At 65.2% G+C, this 22425-nt stretch carries 21 protein-coding genes and 1 pseudogene; 13 read left to right on the forward strand and 9 right to left on the reverse strand.

The genetic code is table 11. From position 1 onward, the window contains the following. Positions 1–24: 24 nt before the first annotated feature. Positions 25–1137, reverse strand: coding sequence for a 3-phosphoserine/phosphohydroxythreonine transaminase (gene serC, locus QVN30_RS01625; RefSeq protein ID WP_289835179.1), 1113 nt, complete (start codon positions 1135–1137; stop codon positions 25–27). 186 nt (positions 1138–1323) lie between these two features. Between serC and QVN30_RS01630 the strand changes: the two genes are divergently transcribed. Beyond that, a complete protein-coding gene (locus QVN30_RS01630) occupies positions 1324–2157 on the forward strand; it encodes a metallophosphoesterase family protein (RefSeq protein WP_289820980.1) in 834 nt (277 codons plus the stop codon). A 403-nt stretch (positions 2158–2560) separates the two neighbouring features. Here QVN30_RS01630 and QVN30_RS01635 read toward each other — a convergent pair whose 3' ends face one another. Further along, positions 2561–4045 carry a lipopolysaccharide biosynthesis protein gene (locus QVN30_RS01635; RefSeq protein ID WP_289835182.1) on the reverse strand — a complete coding sequence of 495 codons (1485 nt, stop codon included), beginning with the start codon at positions 4043–4045 and terminating at the stop codon, positions 2561–2563. 353 nt (positions 4046–4398) lie between these two features. On the opposite strand from QVN30_RS01635, the pseudogene QVN30_RS01640 reads away from it, so the two are divergent. The 3 genes and pseudogenes from QVN30_RS01640 (at position 4399) to QVN30_RS01650 (ending at position 8610) form a co-directional block, all read left to right on the forward strand. Next, positions 4399–5955, forward strand: a pseudogene (locus QVN30_RS01640) (L-lactate permease). A gap of 398 nt (positions 5956–6353) precedes the next feature. Next, positions 6354–7943, forward strand: a complete 1590-nt coding sequence (pckA, locus tag QVN30_RS01645) for a phosphoenolpyruvate carboxykinase (ATP) (protein WP_239456131.1) — start codon at positions 6354–6356, stop codon at positions 7941–7943. A 217-nt stretch (positions 7944–8160) separates the two neighbouring features. Then, positions 8161–8610, forward strand: coding sequence for a MarR family winged helix-turn-helix transcriptional regulator (locus QVN30_RS01650; RefSeq protein WP_204537606.1), 450 nt, complete (start codon positions 8161–8163; stop codon positions 8608–8610). A gap of 9 nt (positions 8611–8619) precedes the next feature. Here QVN30_RS01650 and QVN30_RS01655 read toward each other — a convergent pair whose 3' ends face one another. From QVN30_RS01655 to QVN30_RS01665, 3 genes are all read right to left on the reverse strand, one after another. After that, a complete protein-coding gene (locus QVN30_RS01655; RefSeq protein ID WP_204565124.1) occupies positions 8620–9021 on the reverse strand; it encodes a Fur family transcriptional regulator in 402 nt (133 codons plus the stop codon). A gap of 162 nt (positions 9022–9183) precedes the next feature. After that, positions 9184–9672 (reverse strand): ribonuclease HI, encoded by a 489-nt coding sequence (gene rnhA, locus QVN30_RS01660; protein ID WP_289835183.1) that lies wholly within the window; start codon positions 9670–9672, stop codon positions 9184–9186. Between the two features lie 38 nt (positions 9673–9710). Continuing rightward, positions 9711–10142, reverse strand: coding sequence for an acylphosphatase (locus QVN30_RS01665; RefSeq protein ID WP_066834375.1), 432 nt, complete (start codon positions 10140–10142; stop codon positions 9711–9713). Positions 10143–10254: 112 nt separating this feature from the next. On the opposite strand from QVN30_RS01665, the gene QVN30_RS01670 reads away from it, so the two are divergent. The 5 genes from QVN30_RS01670 (at position 10255) to QVN30_RS01690 (ending at position 14778) form a co-directional block, all read left to right on the forward strand. Next, the gene (locus QVN30_RS01670) at positions 10255–10437 is read left to right on the forward strand and encodes a hypothetical protein (protein ID WP_147569711.1); all 183 of its coding nucleotides are present in this window, start codon (positions 10255–10257) and stop codon (positions 10435–10437) included. A 111-nt stretch (positions 10438–10548) separates the two neighbouring features. Beyond that, positions 10549–10773, forward strand: coding sequence for a hypothetical protein (locus QVN30_RS01675; protein WP_066834379.1), 225 nt, complete (start codon positions 10549–10551; stop codon positions 10771–10773). 60 nt (positions 10774–10833) lie between these two features. Further along, positions 10834–12018, forward strand: coding sequence for an aldo/keto reductase (locus tag QVN30_RS01680; protein WP_289835184.1), 1185 nt, complete (start codon positions 10834–10836; stop codon positions 12016–12018). A 438-nt stretch (positions 12019–12456) separates the two neighbouring features. Further along, complete coding sequence (locus QVN30_RS01685) at positions 12457–14385, forward strand: Tat pathway signal sequence (RefSeq protein WP_289835185.1); 1929 nt, start codon at positions 12457–12459, stop codon at positions 14383–14385. Between the two features lie 66 nt (positions 14386–14451). After that, on the forward strand, positions 14452–14778 hold the full coding sequence (locus tag QVN30_RS01690) for a heavy metal-binding domain-containing protein (RefSeq protein ID WP_087199772.1): 327 nt from the start codon (positions 14452–14454) through the stop codon (positions 14776–14778). Between the two features lie 43 nt (positions 14779–14821). Here the strand turns inward: QVN30_RS01690 and QVN30_RS01695 are convergent, their stop codons facing one another. Together QVN30_RS01695 and QVN30_RS01700 are read right to left on the reverse strand one after the other, a co-directional pair. Continuing rightward, a complete protein-coding gene (locus QVN30_RS01695) occupies positions 14822–15745 on the reverse strand; it encodes an N-acetylglucosamine kinase (protein WP_289835186.1) in 924 nt (307 codons plus the stop codon). Then, positions 15746–17521: a hypothetical protein gene (locus QVN30_RS01700; RefSeq protein WP_289835188.1), complete on the reverse strand. Its 1776-nt coding sequence runs from the start codon at positions 17519–17521 to the stop codon at positions 15746–15748. Between the two features lie 252 nt (positions 17522–17773). Here QVN30_RS01700 and QVN30_RS01705 point away from each other — a divergent pair, with 252 nt between their 5' ends. The 4 genes from QVN30_RS01705 (at position 17774) to QVN30_RS01720 (ending at position 21062) form a co-directional block, all read left to right on the forward strand. Beyond that, positions 17774–18913: an aldo/keto reductase gene (locus QVN30_RS01705; RefSeq protein WP_289835190.1), complete on the forward strand. Its 1140-nt coding sequence runs from the start codon at positions 17774–17776 to the stop codon at positions 18911–18913. A 201-nt stretch (positions 18914–19114) separates the two neighbouring features. After that, complete coding sequence (locus tag QVN30_RS01710) at positions 19115–19414, forward strand: hypothetical protein (RefSeq protein ID WP_289835192.1); 300 nt, start codon at positions 19115–19117, stop codon at positions 19412–19414. 69 nt (positions 19415–19483) lie between these two features. Continuing rightward, the gene (locus QVN30_RS01715; protein WP_289835193.1) at positions 19484–20179 is read left to right on the forward strand and encodes a response regulator transcription factor; all 696 of its coding nucleotides are present in this window, start codon (positions 19484–19486) and stop codon (positions 20177–20179) included. Continuing rightward, positions 20166–21062 carry a histidine kinase dimerization/phospho-acceptor domain-containing protein gene (locus QVN30_RS01720; protein ID WP_289835195.1) on the forward strand — a complete coding sequence of 299 codons (897 nt, stop codon included), beginning with the start codon at positions 20166–20168 and terminating at the stop codon, positions 21060–21062. The genes QVN30_RS01715 and QVN30_RS01720 overlap by 14 nt, the downstream gene beginning before the upstream one ends. Positions 21063–21786: 724 nt before the next feature. On the opposite strand, the gene QVN30_RS01725 is transcribed toward QVN30_RS01720, so the two are convergent. Both QVN30_RS01725 and QVN30_RS01730 read right to left on the reverse strand, forming a co-directional pair. Continuing rightward, a complete protein-coding gene (locus QVN30_RS01725; protein WP_289835197.1) occupies positions 21787–22023 on the reverse strand; it encodes a DUF4160 domain-containing protein in 237 nt (78 codons plus the stop codon). After that, positions 22023–22301 carry a hypothetical protein gene (locus QVN30_RS01730; RefSeq protein WP_289835199.1) on the reverse strand — a complete coding sequence of 93 codons (279 nt, stop codon included), beginning with the start codon at positions 22299–22301 and terminating at the stop codon, positions 22023–22025. Before QVN30_RS01730 ends, QVN30_RS01725 begins: the two co-directional genes overlap by 1 nt. Between the last annotated feature and the right edge of the window lie 124 nt (positions 22302–22425).

Raw genomic sequence — 22425 nt, forward strand, 5'->3', positions numbered from 1 at the left:
GAGAGGGGCCCGCGTGTCAGCGGGCTACGAAGATCGCGTCTGCGTGCGCCGGTTCTCTTCGAACTCGGTCATGTACGCGGCGAGCGCCTCGACCGACGCCATGTCGACGGCGTTGTAGATGCTCGCGCGCATGCCTCCCACGAGGCGGTGCCCCGCGATGCCCTCGATGCCGCGCTCGCGCGCGCCGGCGATGAAGGCGGCGTCGAGCTCGGGGGAGGCGGTCCTGAACGTCACGTTGGCGATCGAGCGCGAGGCGGGCTGGGCCGTGCCAAAGAACAGGTCGATGCCGTCGAGCAGGCTGTAGAGCAGCTCCGCCTTGGCGCGGTTCCGCTGCTCCATGGCGGCGAGCCCGCCGGTGCGTTCGATCCAGGCGAAGACCTTGCCGCACAGGTAGATGCCGAACGTGTTGGGCGTGTTGAGCATGGAGCCCTTCGCTGCCTGGGTGCGCCAGTCGAGATAGGTCGGGCAGATGGGCAGCGCCGGACCGTCCTCGATCAGGTCCCGGCGCACGATGACGACGGTCACGCCCGCGGGGCCCGCGTTCTTCTGCGCGCCCGCGTAGACGACCCCGTAGCGCTCGATGTCGAGCGGCATCGAGAGGAAGCAGCTCGACACGTCGGCCACGAGCGGCACCTCGCCGGTGCTCGGGAGCTCGTGGTACATCGTGCCGAAGATGGTGTTGTTCTGGCAGATGTGGATGTAGTCGAGGTCGCCGCATGCGGCGCGCTCGGCGACGGGGGAAAGATCGGGGATGCGGTCGAAGTTCGTGTCCTCGCTCGAGGCGAGCGCGACCGCCTCACCGTAGCGGCGGGCCTCCTCCCATGCCTTCTTGGCGAAGTTGCCCGATACCACGTAGCCCGCCCGCCCTCGACGCATGAGGTTCAGCGGGATGGCGGCGAACTCGAGCGTCGCCCCGCCCTGCAAGAAGAGCACCTGGTAGGTGTCGGGAATGCTCAGGATGCGTCTCAGGCAGGCCTCGGTCTCATCGTAGATGCGCTGGTATGCGGCCGAACGGTGGCTCATCTCCAGCACGGACATGCCGCATCCGCGGTAGTCGATCAGCTCGGACGCCGTCTGCTCGAGCACCTCGAGCGGAAGGGCGGCGGGGCCGGCGGAGAAGTTGTGCACGCGTGCCATATATACGCGACCTCCAGACCTGAGTCGATTGCAAAGTGCGCCTAACTCTAGCATAGCAAAGTATTTTATGCGTTTTCGTTAACCGGTGCGTAATCTCGCATGGGGGATTGGTGCCGGCTCGGATGCGGTAGCGGGAAACGTGTACAATAACGTTCAACTTGAAGTTTAAGGATTGCGAGGCAGGCCATGGCGACATATGTTACCTCCGATGCGCACGGCCATCTGCGCGCATTCGATGCGGCACTCGAGCAGATCTCCCTTGGCGCCGACGACAGGCTCTACGTGCTCGGAGACATGGTCGACCGCGGACCCGATCCGGTGGGCGTGCTGCGATTGGTCCGGAGCCTCCCCAACGCGCAGGTCCTGATGGGCAACCATGAGGACATGCTGCTCAACACGATCTCATCGGGAACGCAGCTCGATCTTCTGACCTGGGAGATGAACGGCGGCTCGTCCACGGCCGCCGGCCTCGACGCCTGCCCGCACGACGAGTACGTGGACATCATCCGCTGGATCTCGGCATTGCCGCTGTTCGACGTGGTGAACGCGGGTGAAAGGACGTATCTGCTCGCGCATGCCGGCATCGACGCGCTGGGTCTGCGCGGCTATCTGGCAACGGCCGGCTTCAGCGCGGACACCGGATACGGCGACGTGCCGGAGGACGTGTGGCGCGCGGCGCTCGCCGAGCAGGATCCCGAGGACCTGCTGTGGACGCGCGGGGCCTTCTGGGGGGAGCCGACCGGCCTGGTCGGTCCCGACGGGCGCGGCCCCGTCGTCATCTCGGGGCACACGCCGACGGTGCTGCTGGCGCGCTACGCCGAGATGATGGGCGGGCCGGTGCTCAACGAGGACGATCGGGCGAACATGGTCGAGGTCGGAGCCTGCTGGGACACGTTCGGTGTGGCCGACCGCATCGACATCGACTGCTCGGCCGCCGCGGGCGCGCCCCACGGGCGCGTGGGAATCATGCGCCTCGACGACCACGCCGTCTTCTACGGGACCATCGAAGAGGGCGCCTGACGCAGAAGGGGCCGCTGTATCCGCCCATGTGCAGAATCGCACCTTGATAAAAGGTTTTACCAAGGTGCGCGGATGCCCTGTTTTGAATTTGATATCAATTCTTGGGCAATAAGGGCCGCCTCCGGGCGGATCGAGTGCCCCTCACGGGACCGCTGGAATCTATCGGTCAAAGAAACCGCAGGTCACAGGCTTGTCAGATATGGCCGTTTTCCCTCTGTACTTTCCGAATTGATACCAAATTCATTTTCAAAAAATAGTAACCCTCTCATTCCTGGAGTTTTGCGGTGCGGTTTGCCCACTGCGCGCATACGGGGCCCGGAATCTGCCTGCCCGTCGCGTGGCGGCGAAGCGCGAAAGGCGCCCCCGGAAGGCCACGGGCCCGTATCGGCCAATAAAAGGTTTCCTAGGCGAAGGGGTCGGCTCGGCGCGTGATCTCCTTGCGGATCTGGGCGTATTGCCAGACCAGCAGGCAGAGCAGCAGCGCCATCACGGCGAGGTAGCTCGCCACGGCGCCCGCGAGGCCGAACAGGTTCACGAGCGCGAGCGGCAGCGCGACCGACGCCGCGAACGCGATGAGGTACAGGCGGATCACGTCGCTCTGGCGCCTCAGCACGGTGATGATCGCGTACAGGAAATCGATGACGGCCGTGACGCCGCCGGCGGCGACCATGCAGTAGGCGAGCGGGCGGAACTGCTCGAAGTCGACGCCGTACATGAAGCTCATGAGCGGGATGCCGATCGAGCCCAAAAAGATCCCGCACACGATCGAGATGATGACGACCACGCCCACGACGGCGCCGATGATGAGGTCGAATCGACGGCGCTTGCGCGGGTTCGACCAGATGCTCGCCAGGCGCACGAGCTGCGGCTTGTAGATAAAGCCCGTCGCCAGCAGGATTCCCTGCGCCGGGAAGTACAGCGCGTTGAAGTAGAGCTGGTTCTCGTAGGCGATGGACCCCTCCATCACGAACTTGGGCATGCTCTCGATGAGGTTGAACATGAACAGGGCGCAAAACAGCGGGAAGCCCTGCGTGAACAGGCGCGCCACCTCCTTCATGCTCGCCGGACGCGACTTCTCGGTCTCAAGCAGGGCGAGCGGGACGGTGACGAGCACGAAGGTCGCGGCGGCGGCGATCGCCATGCCCGCCGAGGCGATCTCCAGGCTGCGCGTCACGAACAGGAGCACGGAGAACGCCGCCACGATCGCGACGGAGCGCAGCGCCTGGCTGATGCCGGCGAGATAGAGCTTGTCGGCCTGCTGGAGCCGGCCCTCGTAGACGTCGGCGACGCCGTCGAGCACCTTGTAGACGAACACGCCCGCGCAGATGGTCGTCATGGAGGCGTCGTAGTCGCGCAGGGCGCAGTACAGCGCGCCGACCGCAAGAGCGGCGATGCCCGTCAGCCAGCGGTTGATCTGGTAGGAGGAAAACGAGTTCGCCTCCTCGATGTCCGAGACCTGGTAGTTGCGGATGCCGTAGTTCGACGCGATCATCAGCAGGGTGCCCACGACGAACGCCATGGAGAACATGCCGGCGCCCTCGACGCCGGCAAGCTGGGTCGCCACGACGGTGAGCAGCGGGAAGGTGAACCCCCAGACCGAGGTGCCGACGGTGTTCCACAGGTAGTCGCGCGTGGTGCTGCCCTCTTCGTACTGGGCCTCCTGCTCAGAGAGGGAGCCCTCGTAGACGGATTGCAGCAGGCGGTTCCACCAGCGGTTGACGAGACGGGCGATAGGGCCGGTGCGATGCGGGCGCGACGGCGTGCGCGCCGGCGTCGCGGGCGGCACGGAGCTTGCGGGAACGGTGCGGTACTGCGGCTTGCCGACGGCGCGGGCGGCCGCGCGAGCTGCGCGTCGGGCGCGCAGGCGGTCGAGAAGTGAGAGAGCCATGAGCCTCCAGAAGAATCGATGTCCCCCACATGATACGTTGCCGTCGGCTCCCCTGTGAGGGAAGGGGCCACATCTGCCGTTTCGTTCCATATTGGTAGGGGGCCGCCGGGGTGGCGCCGAATCGCGGCGCGGAGATGTATCGATCGGCGTCTTCCGAGGAGGGGGTCAGTGACATAAAGCGGACCGTTTGCCCTTCCCGGAAGACGCGCTGCCGCGGCGAAGACAGTTCGGCGCAGATAGCCATGCGCCGGTTTCATGGCGACGGCGCGTTTTCATGACGGCTGTTGCGGTATGCTGATGGTGTTGATATCGAAATTATTTTCCATTCCGGTTTTTCATCGCGAAGGAGTCCCATGGATCTGCTCGCATTCATCTTGGCGCTCGCCCCGATCCTGTGGCTGGTGGTCGTCCTGCTCGTCTTCAGGCTTCCCGCGTGGAAGGCCGCCATCGGCTCATTTCTCATCGCCTGCGTCCTCGCGTTCCTCTTGTGGCATCTGCCTCTGCGCGAGGTGGCGACGGCGAGCCTCGAGGGCTTCTGCATGGCGCTCTGGCCGATCGTCTTGGTCATCATCGCCGCGGTCTTCGCCTAAAACCTGTGCGTGAGCACGGGTGCGATGGATGTGATCGGCAGGATGATCTGCTCCATCTCGAGCGACCGCCGTATTCTCGCCCTGCTGATCGCCTGGTGCTTCGGCGGCTTCATGGAGGGCATGGCGGGCTTCGGTACCGCGGTCGCCATCCCCGCCGGCATGCTCGTGGGCCTCGGGTTCAGCCCCTTGTCGTCGGTGCTCGTCTGCCTGCTGGCCAACGGCGTGCCCACGCCCTACGGGTCCATCGGCATCCCGACGGTCTCGCTCGCGGGCCTCGTGGGGCTCGACCCCGCGCGGCTCGCCTTCACCGAGGCGATCCAGCTCGCCCCGTTCTTCATCGCGGCGCCCTTCCTGATCGTGCTCGTGGCGGGGTCGGGCAACACCCAGACCGCCTCGTTTGCCGTCCGCATGCGGGGCGTCGGCGTCATCGCCCTCGTCTCGGGCGTGTCGTTCATCGTGCCCACGGCGGTCGTGGCCGCGCTGGTGGGACCCGAGCTCTCGGTCGTGGTCGGCTCCATTTGCTCGCTTGCCTGCACGGCCCTGCTGGGCATGCGCGCAGAGCGGGCCGACGTGCTCGACGCGCGGTTCCATATGAAGGTCGACCGGTCGCAGGCGGTCGGCATCCGCGAGGCGCTCGTCGCCTGGTCCACCTTCATCTTGATCTTCGTGCTCCTCATGGGGACCTCGAAGCTCGTGGCGCCCCTCAACGCTTGGCTCGCGCAATTCAGCTCGACGGTCGTCGTGTACACCGGCGCGGACCCCGGCTCGCTGTCGTTTTCCTGGGTGAACACGCCCGGCGTGTGGATCATCGTCGCCGCGCTGGCGGGCGGGCGCATCCAGGGCGCGGGGGCGGGCCAGATGGCTCGGGTGTTCGCCGCCACGGTTCGGCAGATGATGCCGACGGTCGTCACCATGCTCGCGGTGCTCGGGTGCGCCAAGGTGATGGGCTACGCGGGCATGATCTCGTCCATCTCCGCGTTCTGCATCCAGATGACCGGGGGCCTCTATCCTCTGGTGGCTCCGTGGATCGGCATGGTGGGCGCCTTCGTGACCGGCTCGGGAACGAGCTCCGGCATGCTGTTCGGTCCCGTGCAGGCGCAGGCCGCCTCGGCGCTCGGGGCCGATCCGTACTGGGTGGTCGCCCTGAACGAGCTCGGCGTCGCGGCGGGCAAGATGCTCTCGCCGCAGACCCTCGCCATCGGCCTCGCCTCGGTGCGCGTGGTGGGGAAGGACGCGGAGCTCCTGCGCTCCGTCCTGCCGTATGCGCTGGGCTTTTTGGTCGCGATGTCGCTGATCGCGATGGCGGGCACGATGCTGTAGGGGAGCGGTTGGCCCTCGGGCTACCGACCGGTTCATTCCGCACCGCGTGCCATGTGGTGCAACTCCGACCGGGTGATACCGTCGGAGTTGCAGATGGAGGTGCGCGGATCCGGCGCGGCGCGGCAGGGGGCCGTTCGGCGGGCCATCGAGCGCCCCGGCGAAATGAAACGCACCTTTATACCATTTCTCGGAGCCTCGTGCGACCCTCGAATAGGTATCCGGTACATTTGTGCCCTGTTGCTGTTCTTTCACCGATATCTCGCTATACGGGGAGTCACTTGTGCAGGTATTATGTAGCAAGTGCGCTGTCCTCTCGGGACAACGCCCCATCCAACGTGGGTTTATTTAGTAAGGCGCCTTGCGCCAAGCATTGCGCCGAGTATGAAAGGTTGCTGCTTATGATCGAGACCATACTGTTGGAATCGGGCATCGACTGCGACATCGATCGCGTGCACGTCGACTGGAGCCCTGCCAAGCTCATCGAGCACGCCATTTCTCACCACGAGGGCTACCTCACCTCGACCGGCTCCCTCTCGGTCAGCACGGGTGCCTTCACCGGCCGCTCCCCCGAGAATCGCTACATCGTCGACGCCGGGGCCGCCGAGAAGAACGTCAACTGGAACAGCCCCACGAACAAGCCGATCGACGACAAGACCTACAAGCGCGTCCGCAAGAACGTGACCCGCTACATGTCCCAGCGTCGCCACCTGTTCGTCATCCGCGGCTACGCCGGCGCCGACCGTCAGTACGCCCGTAAGGTCATGGTCGTGTGCGAGCGCGCGCATCAGGCCCTGTTCATCCAGAACATGCTCGTTCGTCCCACCAAGGACGAGCTCGAGGTCTTCGGTCGTCCCGAGATCCTGGTCTTCGCCGCGCCTTCCTACGTGTGCTCTCGCGACCGCGACGGCGTCGAGCCCGCGGCCGTCATCCTCGATATGAACAAGAAGAAGATCGTCGTGGCCGGCACCGGGTACTGCGGTGAGATCAAGAAGGCCGTCTTCACGATGATGAACTACCTGCTGCCCATCGAGGACGGCGTGCTGCCCATGCACTGCTCGGCGAACGTCGACCCCAACACCGGCAGGACCTGCATCCTGTTCGGCCTGTCCGGCACCGGCAAGACCACGCTGTCGGCCGACCCCGAGCGCCTGCTTATCGGCGACGACGAGCACGGCTGGAGCCCGCGCGGCGTGTTCAACATCGAGGGCGGCTGCTACGCCAAGACCATCGACCTCACGCGTGAGCGCGAACCGGACATCTTCGACGCCATCCGCTTCGGCTCGGTGTCCGAGAACGTCAAGCTCGACCGTCGCACCCGCGCCGCCATCTACTCCGACAGCTCCATCACCGAGAACGGCCGCGCCGCCTATCCGCTCGAGCACATCGAGCGCGTCGTCGAGTCCGGCACCGGCGAGATCCCGAGCGTCGTGCTGTTCCTGACCGCCGACGCCTACGGCGTGCTGCCCCCGATCTCCAAGCTTTCCCGCGAGCAGGCCATGTTCCACTTCCTGACCGGCTACACCGCCAAGGTCGCCGGCACGGAGCTGGGCGTCAAGGAGCCGCAGCCCACGTTCTCCGCGCTGTTCGGCGAGCCGTTCATGCCGCTCGACCACATGGTGTACGCCTACCTGCTGGGCGAGAAGATCGCGCAGAACAACACGCGCGTCTACCTCGTGAACACCGGTTGGACCGGCGGCCCCTACGGCGTCGGCCACCGCATCGCGCTGTTCCACACCCGTGCGCTCGTCAAGGCCGCACAGACCGGTGAGCTGGACATCGCGGGCTATCGCCACAACGACCTGTTCGACGTCGAGGTGCCCATCGCCTGCCCCGGCGTTCCCACCGAGCTGCTCAACCCGCGCGATACCTGGGAGGATCCCGAGGCGTACGACCGCGAGGCCGAGGCGCTGGCGCAGAAGTTCAAGGACAACTTCAACACGCGCTATCCGGGCGTCGACCTCAAGGAGCTCGCCAAGAAGAACCGCTAAGGCGCATCACCGCCCTTGCCTTCTTACGAACCCGCCCGCCGCACTCGATTGCGGCGGGCGGGTTCGCCGTTTTCGGGGCGCGGGCGACCGGATCGCCGCCTGCCCATCTCCTCCTTTGTCGCGTCTGTGAAGACCGGTTGACCGCGTTTGACCTGCGGGAACACATCGATAGAATGAATGTTGACGCGTTAACAAGTTCTGGATGGAAGGAGGCCTCGTGGAGACGGAGCGATTCGAGGATTTCGTGGGCCTCATCACGCTGATCTCCAAAGAGATCCAGCGCATCAAGACGGTCGAGGCCTCCAAGCTGGGCCTCAAAGGGTCCGACATCATGTGCTTGTACTACCTGGGGCAGCATGAGGAGGGGCTGACCGGATCCGAGCTTGCGCGCGAGGCGGACATCACGCGCGCCGCGGTCTCGCGCACGCTAGCCCATCTGGAGGAGGACGGTTTCGTCGAGGTCGCGGGCGAGCAGAAGACGGGGTCGCGCTACCGGGCTCCGGTGCGCCTGACCAAGCGCGGCCGCGAGGTCACCGATACGGTGGGTGAGATCATCCGCCGCGTCGTCGCGGAGGCGGGCGAGGAGCTTGGCGACATCCAGCGCATCCAGATGTACCGCTCGCTGAACCTCATCCTCGAACGGCTCAAGGGTATCTCGCGCGACTGATCGCGAAGGCTACTGTTCAGGGTTTCCCGCGCGCTGGCAGTTCGGGCAGATGCCGGTGAAGATGGTGCTGTGCCCCGTGACGGCGTAGCCGGTGCCGGTTGCGACGGCGTCGTCGGCCGACTCATCATAGGGGAGCGTGGCGTCGATGACGGCTCCGCATTCGGTGCACACGACGTGCGCGTGCGCGTCGAGACGCAGGTCGAAGCGGTCGCCGCCGGGCGCCTTGACGCAGGTGATCGCATGGGTGTCTTCCAGAAGGCGCAGATTGCGGTAGACCGTGGCCCGGCTGATCTTGTCGTCCTGGCGACGGACGTCGAGGTAGATGTCCTCGGCGGTGGGGTGGTCGTTGCGAGAGCGCACCGCGTCGAGCACGAGCGTGCGCTGCTTGGTGTTCCTGCGCTGCACCGTCATGGCGCCCTCCTTTTCAACTGACCTCATGTGCATTTCAGCAAAAGAAAAAGCCCGAATCAAGGTATGGCGTCCGTCTCCATAAAATGACACCTGCTTTGGTGCTTTTTTGGATGGGTCATGTGGGGACGGGTTCGTTTCGACCCATCCCCCTAAAAGGCGCCGCTAATCGACGTCGCCCTCCACGAAGCCCTCGTCGACATAGAGCGGCCCGTTGTCGGCGGCGCTCGTGGCGAGCTGGTCGCAGCGCTCGTTGGAGGTGTGGCCGGCGTGGCCCTTGACCCACACGAAGGTGACCTGGTGCTGCTGCTTCGCTGCGAGCAGGCGCCGCCACAGGTCGGGGTTCTTCACCGGCTTCTTCGCCGCGGTTTTCCAGCCGCGCTTCTGCCAGCCCTCGATCCAGTGCTTGTTGAACGCGTTCACCACGTACTGCGAATCGGAGTGCAGCTCGACGGTGCAGGGGCGGTTGAGCACCTCGAGCGCGGCGATGACCGCCATGAGCTCCATGCGGTTGTTGGTGGTGCGCTCGTATCCGCGCGACAGTTCGAGCACGTGCACCTTGCCCGAAGGAGCGGTGTAGCGCAGCACGGCTCCGTATCCGCCGGGGCCGGGGTTGCCGCGTGCGGCGCCGTCGGTATAGATGGTGACGTTCAAGCGTTGGATCCTTTCTGAACGGACATCAAGCCGAACCATTATAGAGTGATGCCGGGCTCGTAGCGCGCCTCGAACGACGTCTCGTCCGCGATCACGGGAATCTCGCGCTTCTCCTCAAGCCAGATGCGGTTGGCGAACCGTCGGTAATACGCATGGAGCTCGTCAAGATGGACGATGACCTGCTTCGGAGTTCCCTGGATCTCCATCTCGACCGAGCCGTCGGACAGATTCATGACCCAGCCCGTCATGCCGTGCTCGCGCGCGAGCCCCATGTTGGTCCAGCGGAATCCCACGCCCTGCACCTCCCCGGTGAAGCGCAGGTAGAGTCGGATGGGACGCTCCTCGTGCAGCGGGTCGCCGATGCGGTCCTGCATGGTTTCGATGAGCTGTGCCTCTTGGGGGCTTCGCACCGTGGGCGCCTTCGTGTCGTCTGCCGAGCCCCATGCGCGAATGCGATCCAACAGTCCCATGTGCGGCCTCCATCTCCCGGACGTTTCATCCAGTGTAGCGGTTTCGAAGGGCAAGGGAGGTCTTTGGTCACAGGGGACAAGGTAATAGGGGATAATGGGGGAGAAAGACGACATGGAGGAGACGTACATGGAATTATTGGTCTACCTAGGCATCCTGCTTGTGATAGCCGCCGTCATATCGCTGGTGCTGTCGTTTTTGGGCACGGTGCTCGTCGGCGCGCTACGTCTGCTGCCCGTCGTGTTCGTGGCGCTCGCCATCGCCGTGTTCGTCCGGTGGTATCGCGACCGTCACTGATCGGGGCTGTCTCCCTAAGGAGCCTTATCGAAGTTTCCCTTGGCAAACGTTTTGCAATATGCAACAATCCCGATAGCAATTAACGGGCTGCGACTATGTTGGGGAGCCATCATGGGAAAGACGGTTATCAAGTTCTGCAAGAAGTGCTCGGGCATCTCGCCGAAGGACCTCAAGGGGACCATCGACAAAAGCTACTGGAAAGAGGGCTGCGTGCACGCGTGCGTCAAGAAGAAGGACGCCGACTCCGGGCGCACGTTCGCGCGCATCGACGGCAAGCTCGTGGTCTGCTCTTCGAAAAAGGAGCTGATCAAGAAGATGAAGGACGCGGTCGCCTAGGCGGTGCGTTTTGGCGCCGGGTCCTGCTTCCAGGGGGCGATGGGTTGTACAGGAGGATGAATGCAGTATCGAATCGACCCTAAAAGCGGCAACAGGATTTCGGCGCTGGGGCTCGGCTGCATGCGCATCCCGGGTTTTGCCCTGGGCAAGCCCGACGCCCGGGCGGCCGCCTCGATCATCTCGGCGGCGGTGGAGACGGGCATCAACTATCTGGACACCGCCTACCTGTATCCGGGCAACGAGGCCGTCGTGGGGGCGACGCTCGAGAAGCTCAGCATGCGCGACCGGGTGTTCCTGGCGACCAAGCTGCCCCATGCCTCCTGCAAGCGCGCAGACGACTTCGATCGCTTCTTCGACGAGCAGCTGCGCCGTCTTCGAACCGATCATATCGACTACTACCTCATGCACAACATCACGAGCCCGGGCCAGTGGGAACGGGTGCGCGGCCTGGGGATCGAGGACTGGATAGCCGCCCAGAAGGAACGGGGGCGCATCCGCCAGATCGGATTCTCCTTCCACGGCAGCGCCGTCGACTTCCCGGTGGTGCTCGACGCCTACGATTGGGATTTCTGCCAGATCCAGTACAACTACGCCAACGAGCATTATCAGGCGGGGACCGCGGGCCTCAAGGCCGCTGCCTGGCGGGGGATGGCCGTGTTCATCATGGAGCCACTGCTCGGGGGCCGTCTGGCGACCAAGCTTCCGCGCGCGGCGCAGCGCGTCTTCGACGCGGCGTCCCATGGGCACCTGACGACGCCCGTCGCATGGGGGCTATCGTGGGTGTGGAACCATCCCGAGGTGACCATGCTGCTTTCGGGGATGACGAGCGCCGAGCAGGTTGCCGACAACGCCCGGATCGCCTGCCGCGCCCTGCTCGGCAGCATGGGGAAGTCCGAGCTCGGGGTCGTCCAGGAGGCGCTCGGCCACATCGAGCAGGCCAATCGCATCCCGTGCACCGGCTGCAGCTACTGCATGCCCTGCCCGCACGGCGTCAACATCCCCGGATGCTTCGCCGCGTACAACGCGAGCTTCGCCCACAGCTGGTTCACGGGCGTGCAGCAGTATTTCACGGCGAGCGCCATCCGCACCGGCTCGCCGCGCCTTGCGAGCAACTGCGTGGGGTGCGGCGCCTGCACGCGCCATTGCCCCCAGCGGATCGACATCCCCGAACGCCTGCGCGACGTGCGCCGCAGGCTCCAGCCCGGACCGGTCGACTGGGTGCTCAGGGCCATGGCCGAACGGTAGGGAACGCTGGTTAATTCCGATCGGGAGCGCCCGCATGGCCCCTGCCGCGACCTCTTCCGGGCGAAAGTGGCTAGAAATTTCTATTTTGCTGTAGCTGAGCTTGGATGGAGGGGTCGGAAGCCCGCCGCCGGCACCGATTTCTCCCCGGGAGCGCCCGATTCGGGGATCTTTGGGTCCAGAAACCAGCTTCGCAGCCAGCCAATTCAGCCAAAACGGTTTATACGGACATCTCCGCCGCGCCCGGCTTACAGCAAAACAGAAATTTCTAGCCACTTTTCCCACGGAGTGCGGCATCCCCCGGGGTCCTCCGGCGCAGCAGAGGGAAGGACGGTGCGTTGGCCAGCGCTTCCCTAAGAAGCTGGCCCTCCCCATCGTTGGGCATGCGCGCACTTGGGTATCATAGCCTCGTGAGTCGAACCGCTACGAAGGAGCGAACCCATGGCCAACGACCATGAAGACCTGTTCAGATTGCTTCGCATGATGGGGATGCCCGTGCCCGAGGACAGAGACGGCGACGACGCCATACCGGTGGACGCGGTGATCGGCGACGCGGACGATACCGAGGGGGACGACAAGAAGGGGACGTCGGCCTCGAGCGGCTCAGGGGGCGGAAAGCGCCGCTCGTCGCGCGGGCCGCGAGGACATGCGGGAGGCGACCTGCTCGACCGCTTGGCGCAATGGAGCAAGCGGGCCCTGATCGTGGCCTGCATCGTGCTCGTCGTCGTGCTCGCCGCGAGCTACTGGTGGTTCCATCCTGCGCTCAACCTGCAGAGCCCGCAGGTCTGGAGCTGGATTCTGGGAATCGCCGCCGTCGCGGCCTTTGCGCTCAAGGTGCTCTCGATGCGCTCGACGAAGCACGAGGTGCTGCTGCGCCGCCTGATCATCGTGCCGATCGCCGTGATCGCGGCGTTCGTGGTGGGCGTCGTCGCTGGATTCCCGTTCATTCCGGGCAACGCGGAGCGCTACGCCACGGTGCTCGAGACGACCGACGGCGATTTCGCCGAGGACATCCAGGAGGTCGATTACGCCGACGTGCCGGTGATCGACCGCGCGTCGGCCATCCTGCTCGGCGCCCGCGCCATGGGCTCGATCCCCGAGTACGTGAGCCAGTTCGAGATCTCGGATGCCTACAGCCAGATCAACTACCAGGGCCGCCCGGTGCGCGTGAGCCCGCTGATCTACGCCGACCTGTTCAAATGGTTCTCGAACCGCGAGTCGGGCATCCCGGCCTACGTGCTGGTCGACATGGTGACCCAGGAGGCCGAGGTCGTCCGGCTGGACGAGCCCATCAAGTACAGCGAGTCCGAGCCGCTCGCGCGCAACGTCGACCGCTACGTGCAGCTCAAGTACCCGACCTACATGTTCGACCAGAAGTCGTTCGAGCTCGACGAGGGCGGCACGCCGTGGTGGGTCTATCCCGTGCAGCGCCGCACCATCGGCCTGTTCGAGGGCACGACCATCCAGCGCGTGGTGCTCGTGAACGCCTGCACCGGCGAGACGGCGGACTACGCGGTCGAGGACGTCCCCACGTGGGTCGACCGCGCGTATCCGAGCGACCTCATCATCCAGCAGTACAACTGGAGCGGGGCCTACGTGAACGGCTGGCTCAACTCGTGGCTGGGCCAGCGCGACGTGGTGCGGACCACGCGCGGGACCGACGGCGAGCTGGGCTACAACTACCTGGCGCAGGGTGAGGACATCTACCTGTATTCCGGCGTGTCGAGCGTGACCGCCGACAGCTCGAACGTCGGGTTCATCCTCGTGAACCAGCGCACGGGCGAGTCCCACTTCTATCCCGTCGCGGGGGCGACCGAGGACTCCGCGATGGCGAGTGCCGAGGGCGAGCTCCAGAACCTGCGCTACCAGGCGACGTTCCCGCTGCTGCTTAACGTGGCCGGTCAGCCCACGTATTTCATGGCCATGAAGGACGATGCCGGCCTGGTGAAGATGTACGCGATGCTCAACGTCGAGCATTACCAGAATGTCGCTACGGGCTCGACGGTCGCCGCCTGCCAGGATAGCTATCTGCAGATGCTCGCTGCGGACGGAACGCTCTCCGATGAGCAGGCCGAGGCGTCGGGCGTGCAGCAGCGGGTCGAGGGCAAGATCGCGACGATCGCGCAGGCAGTCATCGACGGCAACTCCCATTTCTACGTAACGCTCGAGGGCTCCTCCGACATCTACGATTTTGCCCTGCCCGACCTGCTTTCCATCGTGCGCTACCGGGTGGGCGACCAGATCGCCTTCACCTGCACGGCCGAGGAGGCGCCGACTGCCGACGGATCGCAGGAGGATGAGGACGCGACGGCGGTCGCCGAAGATGTTGGCGCGGCGCTGGTGCGTCCCGTGACGGCCATCGAGCAGTAGGCGCGCTTGTACCGCAAGACGACCCGGCGGCTGATGCCGGGCCGTCTCGGATAGAAAGGTGGAGCCATGATCATCACGACCACACCCAACGTCGAGGGGTACCGCATCAGCGGGTATTACGGCATCGTGTTTGGCGAGGTCATCGCAGGCATCGACTTCATCAAGGATATCGGCGCGAGCCTGCGCAACCTGGTCGGCGGGCGCAGCAAGGGCTATGAGGACGAGCTGATCTCCGCGCGCGAGGAGGCGCTCGACGAGCTCGGCCGGCGCGCTTCCGAGCTCGGGGCCCACGCCGTGGTGGGCGTCGACCTTGACTACGAGGTGCTCGGCCAGGGCGGCATGCTCATGGTCACGGCGAGCGGCACCGCGGTGACGCTCGAGCGCGTGTCGTAGCTTTTCAATTGGCGGGGTTGGCCCCGTCCTGGAACGTCCCGGCTCAGCGGACTTTATTCAGGCGGTCACGCAGGATAAGGACCGCGCCGAGGTCCGGCTCGTGGACGGGGGCGACGAGCCGGCAGCAGGAGGGGAGCGCGTCGGCAAGCGGATTCAAGATGAGATCGCCCGCGTTGAAGGTGCCGCCGATATAGGCGACCGGAACCGCTGCCGGGCTGTCTGTGAGGTCGCGGAACAGCTGGCGCACGATGGCGCCGACCATATCCGCCTCCTCGGCAGCCGCGCGTTCAAAGATCGCCCGGGCGCTCGAGTCGTCTGCGCACGCGGCTTCGCTTGCCAGACGGCTGAGCGCGGCCGTCTGCGTGCGGTCGGCGAGCAGGGTGCGGGCGCGTCCGATGATGTCGAAATCGCTCTCGAGGGCAAGCTCGCGACGCACCAGGTCGTACAGGGGTCCTCGGGCATCGCGGCCGTCGGCCTGCCGCGTGAAGGCGCGCAGCACCTCGCGACCCATCCAGCCGCCGCTGCCCTCGTCGCCGATCTCGAAATCCCAGCCGCCGCAGCGCACGGTGCGCCCTGCGCGCACGCCGAGCGCGATGGAGCCGGTGCCGGCGATCAGGGCGATGCCGTCGCGCATGTCGAGTCCGGCAGCCCAAGCGGCCTCGACATCGTTGACGAGCACATAGGGCCGCCCCTGCGCGATATCGCGCGCGGCGTCCTTCGCGGCGCGGTCCGCCTCGGCATCTTCGCCGAACCCGCAGATGGAAAACCCGATGCCAAAGCGCGGGCCCAGATGCCCGGTCGCGATGGCGCGCTCGGTTCCCTCGGCGAGCACCGCGCGCATGCCCGGCAGGCCCGCCTGCGCATAGTGGCAGGTCGGCAGCACGATGCGGTCGACCTGCCGAAGGCTTTCGTCGTAGATGGAGAACGCGGTCTTGGTGCCGCCCCCGTCGATGCCGAGCCAGCGCATCTACGTGAGCGCGAACCAGATGGCCGCGATGATCACGATCACGACGATGACGGCGGCGATGGCGCCGATGAACTTCACGCGCGAGTCGCGCGTGCGCTCGCGGACGTTCGCCTCGGTTTCCGCGAGGGCCTGGACCTGCTGCATGAGCTCGTCGTGCTCGGCGGTGTCGGCGGCAAGCGATGCGGCGATGCGGTCGGTGACGTCGGGGTTGTCGTGGATCTCGGCGGCCTTGGTGATGGTGTCGTCGGCGTCGGCGATCTCTGCCTGCGCCTCCTCTTGAGCCCGCTGCTGATCCCGGTAGGCGCGCTCCTGCTCGGAGATCTTGCTCTTGAGGGCCTTCTGGCGGTCGGCGGCCTCCTTGCGGGACGCCTCGAGCGCATCGCGCGCGTTGCCCGTCTCGTCGGCGATGCCGCGGAAGGAGTCCTTGGCCTCGGCGACGGGCCTCTCGGCCTCGGCAAGCGCGGACTTGGCGGCCAGAAGCGTCGCTTCGGCGTCCGCGGTCACGCGCGGCAGGTTCTCCTTGGCGCGGCGCAGCTCCTCGGTGGCGTCGGCGATCTCGGCGGAGAGCTGGTTGTCGCGCACGCTGTAGGCGGCGGAGTTCGCCGAGGGGTTGCGCTGCAGCTCGGCGTATTCCTCGCGGAGCGTGTTGAGGCGCGCGTTTGCCGCCTCGACCGCATGCTGGGCCGTCTCGATGTTCGTCGCCTTGGCCTCCTGCGCCTTCTCGACGGCGCGCTGCGCGTCGGAAAGGCGCCGCTTGAGGCGGTTGGCGGCGTCGCGGGCGGATTCCTCGCGGTTCTCGGCGGCCTCCAGGGCCGACTTGAGGCGCTTTTCGGTCGCCTCGTCGCTCGCGCGCATGTCATCGAGCTGCTTTTTGAGCATGTCGATGTTGTCCTGGATGGTTTTCTGGAGCGCCTGAGCGGCCTTGATCGATGCCGCGGCGCTCGACTTGCGCGTCGTCTGCTCCTGGATGATCTCGGGATAGCGCTCGGTGACGTCGCGACGGTGCTCGAGCTCGGCAGTCTGGTCGGTGATGCGGTGCTTGAGCTCCTCGAGCTGCTCGCGCGCCTCGGCGTGGGCGCGCTTGGCGTCGCTCATCTCACGCACGGCGCCGACGCCCTGCCTGATGAACGCGTTGACCGTGCTCGCGGCCTCCTTGGCGGCGACCGACGCGGCGCTTGCCGCCTCGGACGCGGCGCGCGCGAAATGCTCGCCTTTGGACGGGCCGTGCTGCTCGGGTTCGGCGGGGGCGGGGGAGGGTGCGGCGGAGACGGGCGGCATGCTGCCCGTGTTGCCCGCGCCTCCCTCGATGACCTCGAATCCCTCGGGCAGCGGCTCGGGGTCATCGCCGAAGTTCTCGTACTCCTCGCGCGTCAGAAAGCGCGGCATGCTGCCGTAGTACTCCGGCTCCGCGTCGTCGGCAGCGGCATGCGGGGCCTCGGGCTCATCGCCGTCGGCCTCGTCTGCGCCGTCCTCATCGAGGTCGGCGGGCAGGTCGTCCTCGTCTTCTGCCGGGGTCTCGTCGTCTGCGGGCTCGCCTGCGTCAGGGGCGCTGTCCTCAGGGTCGTCACCCTCGGCATCGTCCTCCTCGTCGATGGCATCGTCCTCGTCCTCGGCGAGGTAGAGCGGCTCTTCTGCTTCGGGCTCCTCGTCGACGGCGGCGTCCGTCTCGGCGGCCTCATCGCCGTCGTCGACCGACGCGCCCTCCTGCGCCTCTTCGCCTGCCTGTATATCTTCGTCCCAAACGCCGGGCTGTTTGGTTGTACGCTCGTCGCTCATGGTCGCTCCATCTCTCAAACGCGCCGCTATGGCAGCGCGCATATGTTTCACTGCACCATAATAAACCCTTGAGGGGACACGCGGGGATGGCGCGGCGCGCGTCTGCGAGCGTTTACGTCAAGTACAAAAACGGCGCGCGGATGTTGCGCGACCCGATTGACTTGGAGCGCGGTCCAGGTTCTACCATATGCGCAGGGCCGCGCCGTGTGCTGCGGTCTTTCGTGTTGTGCACGCGTACAGAGGGGAAAACAGATGCTGTACAAGGACTTTCAGGGCATGAAGCTGTCCGCGCTCGGCTTTGGCGCGATGCGCCTGCCGGTTGTCGACGGCGACGACACCAAGATCGATCAGGCCGCGGTCGACGAGATGGTCGACTACGCGTTGGAGCAGGGCGTCAACTACTTCGACACCGCGTGGGGCTATCATGGCGGCAATTCCGAGATCGCGATGGGTGCTGCGCTCGCCCACCATCCGCGCGACTCCTTCTACCTCGCCACCAAGTTTCCCGGTTACGACCTGTCGAACATGGACAAGGTCGAGGAGATCTTCGAGAAGCAGCTCGAGAAGACCGGTGCGGGGTACTTCGATTTCTATCTCATCCACAACGTGTGCGAGATGAATATCGACGAGTACCTCAATCTCGACCACGGCATCGTCGCCTACCTGCTTAAGCAGAAGGAGGCCGGCCGCATCCGCCATCTGGGATTCTCCGCCCACGGCGCCATCCCGGTGATGGAGCGCTTCCTGGAGGCGTACGGCGAGCACATGGAGTTCTGCCAGATCCAGCTGAACTTCCTGGACTGGGAGTTCCAGGACGCCAAGGGCAAGGTCGAGCTGCTGAGCAAGTACAACCTGCCCGTGTGGGTCATGGAGCCGGTGCGCGGCGGCAAGCTTGCGCAGATCACCGATGAGGAGAGCGCGCACCTGCACGAGCTGCGCCCCGACGAGTCCACGGTCGCGTGGGCGTTCCGCTTCATCCAGGGCATCCCCGAGGTCTGCGTGACGCTGTCCGGCATGTCAAACTTCGAGCAGCTGAAGGAGAACATCCAGACGTTCTCCGAGGATAAGCCGCTGAACGAGGAGGAGTCCGCGGCGCTGCAGGCGGTTGTGGACGAGATGCTCGGTCGCGGCACCGTGCCGTGCACCGCGTGCCACTACTGCACGAGCCACTGCCCGCAGGGGCTCGACATCCCCAAGCTGCTGGAGATGTACAACGAGGCCATCGTGACCGGCGGCAAGGGCGGGTTCATCCCCAGCATGTACGTGAACACGCTGCCCGAGGACAAGCGCCCGGACGCCTGCATCGGGTGCGGCAGCTGTGCGGCGGTCTGCCCGCAGCAGATCGACATCCCCGGTACGCTCGCGGACTTCGCGGCAAAGCTCGCTGGGTAGATGCGCGGCACGACCTGTGACTGAGGGCGCCCGTCGGCCATTTCGGCCGACGGGCGCTTTGTTTTGCGCGGCTGCATCCCATCCCTTTTCTGAACGATCTTCCGATTTCGTCGGCCGGCCTAAAGCTTTCCTCAATCTTCGCCTCGTAAGATGTGCTCAGGGTGGCCACCCGGATATATCTACCACTTGAGGAGGCATAGGATGGGAACACGGAAGAAGACGATGATGAGAACGCTGGCGGTCGCGAGCGCGTGCTGCGCCGTCGTCGGATCGGCAGCGGTGCTGGGCGCGTCTCGAACGGCGAGCGCCGATCCGGTCGAGCAGGGTGTCGTCATCACGTTGGGCGCCGAGCTGAGCAGGCGAGACGGCATGATTACCTACGCTGTCGGGTCATATCGGGCGCTTGACGGGACCGCTGATCCGGGGGAGTTCGCGCCCGATCTGACGGTCATCGTGCCCGAGCCAATCGCAGAAGACGGAGCATCGGGGTCCGAGGTTTAAGGAACCAACGATCGATTCATCTCGGGCCGCCTCGCTCTGCGCAAGGCGACTCGAACTGAGGGGATGAGTATGAGAATCCTACTGGTAGAGGATGCGCGTTTGGTCGCCGAGCCGCTCGCCCACGCGCTCGGGCACGCCGGCTATGCCGTCGATGCGGCTTGCGACGGTGCGCGGGGGCTCGAGCTCGCGCGCACGGGAGCCTATGACGCCATCGTGCTCGACATCATGCTTCCGCAGCTCGACGGCCTGTCGATGCTCGCAAAGCTGCGCCGCGAGCGCATCGACACGCCGGTCATTTTGCTGACGGCTCGTGGCGATGTGCGCGATCGCATACGCGGGCTCGATGCGGGCGCCGATGACTATCTGGCAAAGCCCTTCCACGTGGACGAGCTGCTGGCGCGTATCCGCGCCGTGTTGCGCCGCCGCGGAGCGCCCGACACGGCAACGGCCATTCAAGAGCTGAGCCTTTGCTACGTTCCCGAATCGCGCGAGCTGCAGCATGAGGGCGTGTCGGTGGCGCTCACACCCAAAGAGGGCCTGGTGCTCGAGGCGCTGATGCGCACTGCCGGGCACACGATCACGCGAGAGCGCCTTGAGCTCGCGGTGTGGGGGCCGGACGACGCGGCGTCGGACACCCGGCTGGACGTGCAGGTGTCGCTCGTGCGCGCGAAGCTGCGCGCAGTCGGCGCGCCCGTGCGCATCCGGGCGGTGCGAGGCATGGGCTACGTGCTGGAAGAGGAGGGGGAGAGCCGTGAAAGATCATGAGCTCAAGCGTTTTCGTCGTCGCATCGTCGCTGCGGCCGCAGGGGCGCTCACGGTTTGCGTCGCGCTCTGCATGGCCGCCTTGTGCTATGTGGTGGTGGACGCGAATCTCAGCGATTATCGCGCGAGGCTCGAGGACGCCTCGAACGCTCCGTTCTCGGGCGTTTCGGCGGATAGGCTCGATGCCCGCGAGGTGACGCTGCCGTCCGGCGGGATCTATCCGTCGGAGACCGTTTGGAGAGCCCTTGTAAACGATGCGGGCGAGGTGCTGGAGGTGGCTCTGCCCGCGGCCGGCGATCAGTTCACGTGGACGCCCGACTCGGAGACGACGTTCACCTCGAAGGACTTATCCGAGCTCGTCGGCCTGCGTGACGAGAAGGGATCCGCGCCGTTCGAGTATGCCGGCTGCACGTGGCTGGGCACCTGGCAGCCGGCGGGGGAGTCGGAGGACGGCATCATGGTGTCGCCCACCGGCGCGATTGAGGACGCGGAGGTCGCCGCGGATGCCGCCGGTTCCGATGCGGGCGATCGGGTCTATACCTTCATCGATATCTCCTATCATTACGACTACCTGCGAGGAATCGCGTTTCGCTGCATCGCTGCGACCATCGTGCTGTCGGTGGCGTCCGCAGCAGTCCTTTGGATCGCCGCCGGCCATCTGCTGCGCCCCGTGTATGCGGCGCGCAAGCGGGAGCAGGAGTTCGTCATCTCGGCATCGCATGAGCTCAAGACGCCGCTCATGGCGATGATGGCAAACTGCGACGTGCTGGAAGCCGAGGCCGCAGGCGATGGGCGCCTGGCTCCATGGATCGCGAACATCCGCTCTGCCGCTGACGGAATGGCGGACTGCGTGGCGACCCTGCTGAATGCGGCAGGTGAACGGTAGGGAAGCGCTGGCTTATTGGCCGATACGGGCTTGCAGCCTTTCCGAGGGCATCTTGCGTGCGCTGCTACTACGTGACGGGCGGATTCAGGGGCTCCGTATGCGCGCGGTGGGGAAGCCACAGCACGAAACCGCAGGAAAGAGGGCTCAATATTTATTGAAAATGAATTTGGTATCAAGTTGGGAAGTATGAGTGGAAAACGACCATATCTGACAAGCCCATGACCTGCGGTTTCTTTATCCAGCCGATCTCGGAGGCACCGGGAGTTGCCTCCGATCCGCTCGTGAGCGGCCCTTATTGCCCGCGAGTTGATACCAAATTCAGAGTAAGGCGCCCGTGCACCCTGGTAAAACCTTTTACTAGGGTGCGGTTTCGCACGCGGGCGGATACGGCGTCCCCTCGCGCGCCCCGGGGCCCGGTCGGCAGGGAAAGACGCGCGCGGGGTCGCACCTGCCGCCCGGACATCTAGGTGTCCGCCACGGAACCAACCACTGTGAAAACAATCAATCAGTGTTTCCCTTGCCGCCGAGGGATGCGCAAGGCATGATGCAAACTCGTCCGCATCTGCTTCTCAGTAGGCATAAGAAATATCGCGGGCGACGACGCCGTTTCCAACTTCGGCGAGCTCTTCAAAACGTATAGCCCCGCCACCATCACGAGAGCGGTGTAGATATGGGCGATCGGCTATCGGTAAAAGCGTAGCATATCGGTCTTGAAGACATTCTTCTACGCGTCGCAGATGCGTCCGTGGTTAAGCGCGATGAAGTTCGCGAGCTTTCTCAGCTCCCTATTGGGAAGGTTGCTCCCGTTGCTGGCAAGGATACAACCGCCGTCTTCGGTCAGCCAGAACTTCGTGGCATGCTCCGTTGGCCTGCGAACGGCGACATGGATGTGAACCGGCTCGTCGGGTTCATTCATCCAAAAGAACAGAACGTAGCGTCCGAGTGTGAGGATCGTCGGCATCAGGCGGCTCTCCATCCGCTTTCGGGATCGCTTGCGAACTCAAAGATGAGGGGCGCATTGTCGCGCAGGAACGACTCGAGGTCATCGAGGTCGCTCTCGGAGAACCCGTCGACATCGAGCCAGCGGTATGCGGGCATAAGGCAGCGCGCGCTGTCGAAGCCCCAATTGCGGGGACGCTCTATGAGGATCTCGACCGTGCAGTCATCGCGTATGTCGCTGTATGCGATGACCGTCTCATCAGGGAATTCAGCATAGGGGCGGACCAAGATTGCCTCCATCGTTCGCTCGGAAACTATACGAATTGTACCCGCAAAGGTTATGACCATGGAATTCAAGTTCAGCATCCAAGAGCATCAGACGCGTGAGGCGGATTCGGTGGCGCGCGTGTTCGACGGGCAGCCC

Source organism: Collinsella ihumii, from assembly GCF_030385545.1.
GTDB lineage: Bacteria > Actinomycetota > Coriobacteriia > Coriobacteriales > Coriobacteriaceae > Collinsella > Collinsella ihumii.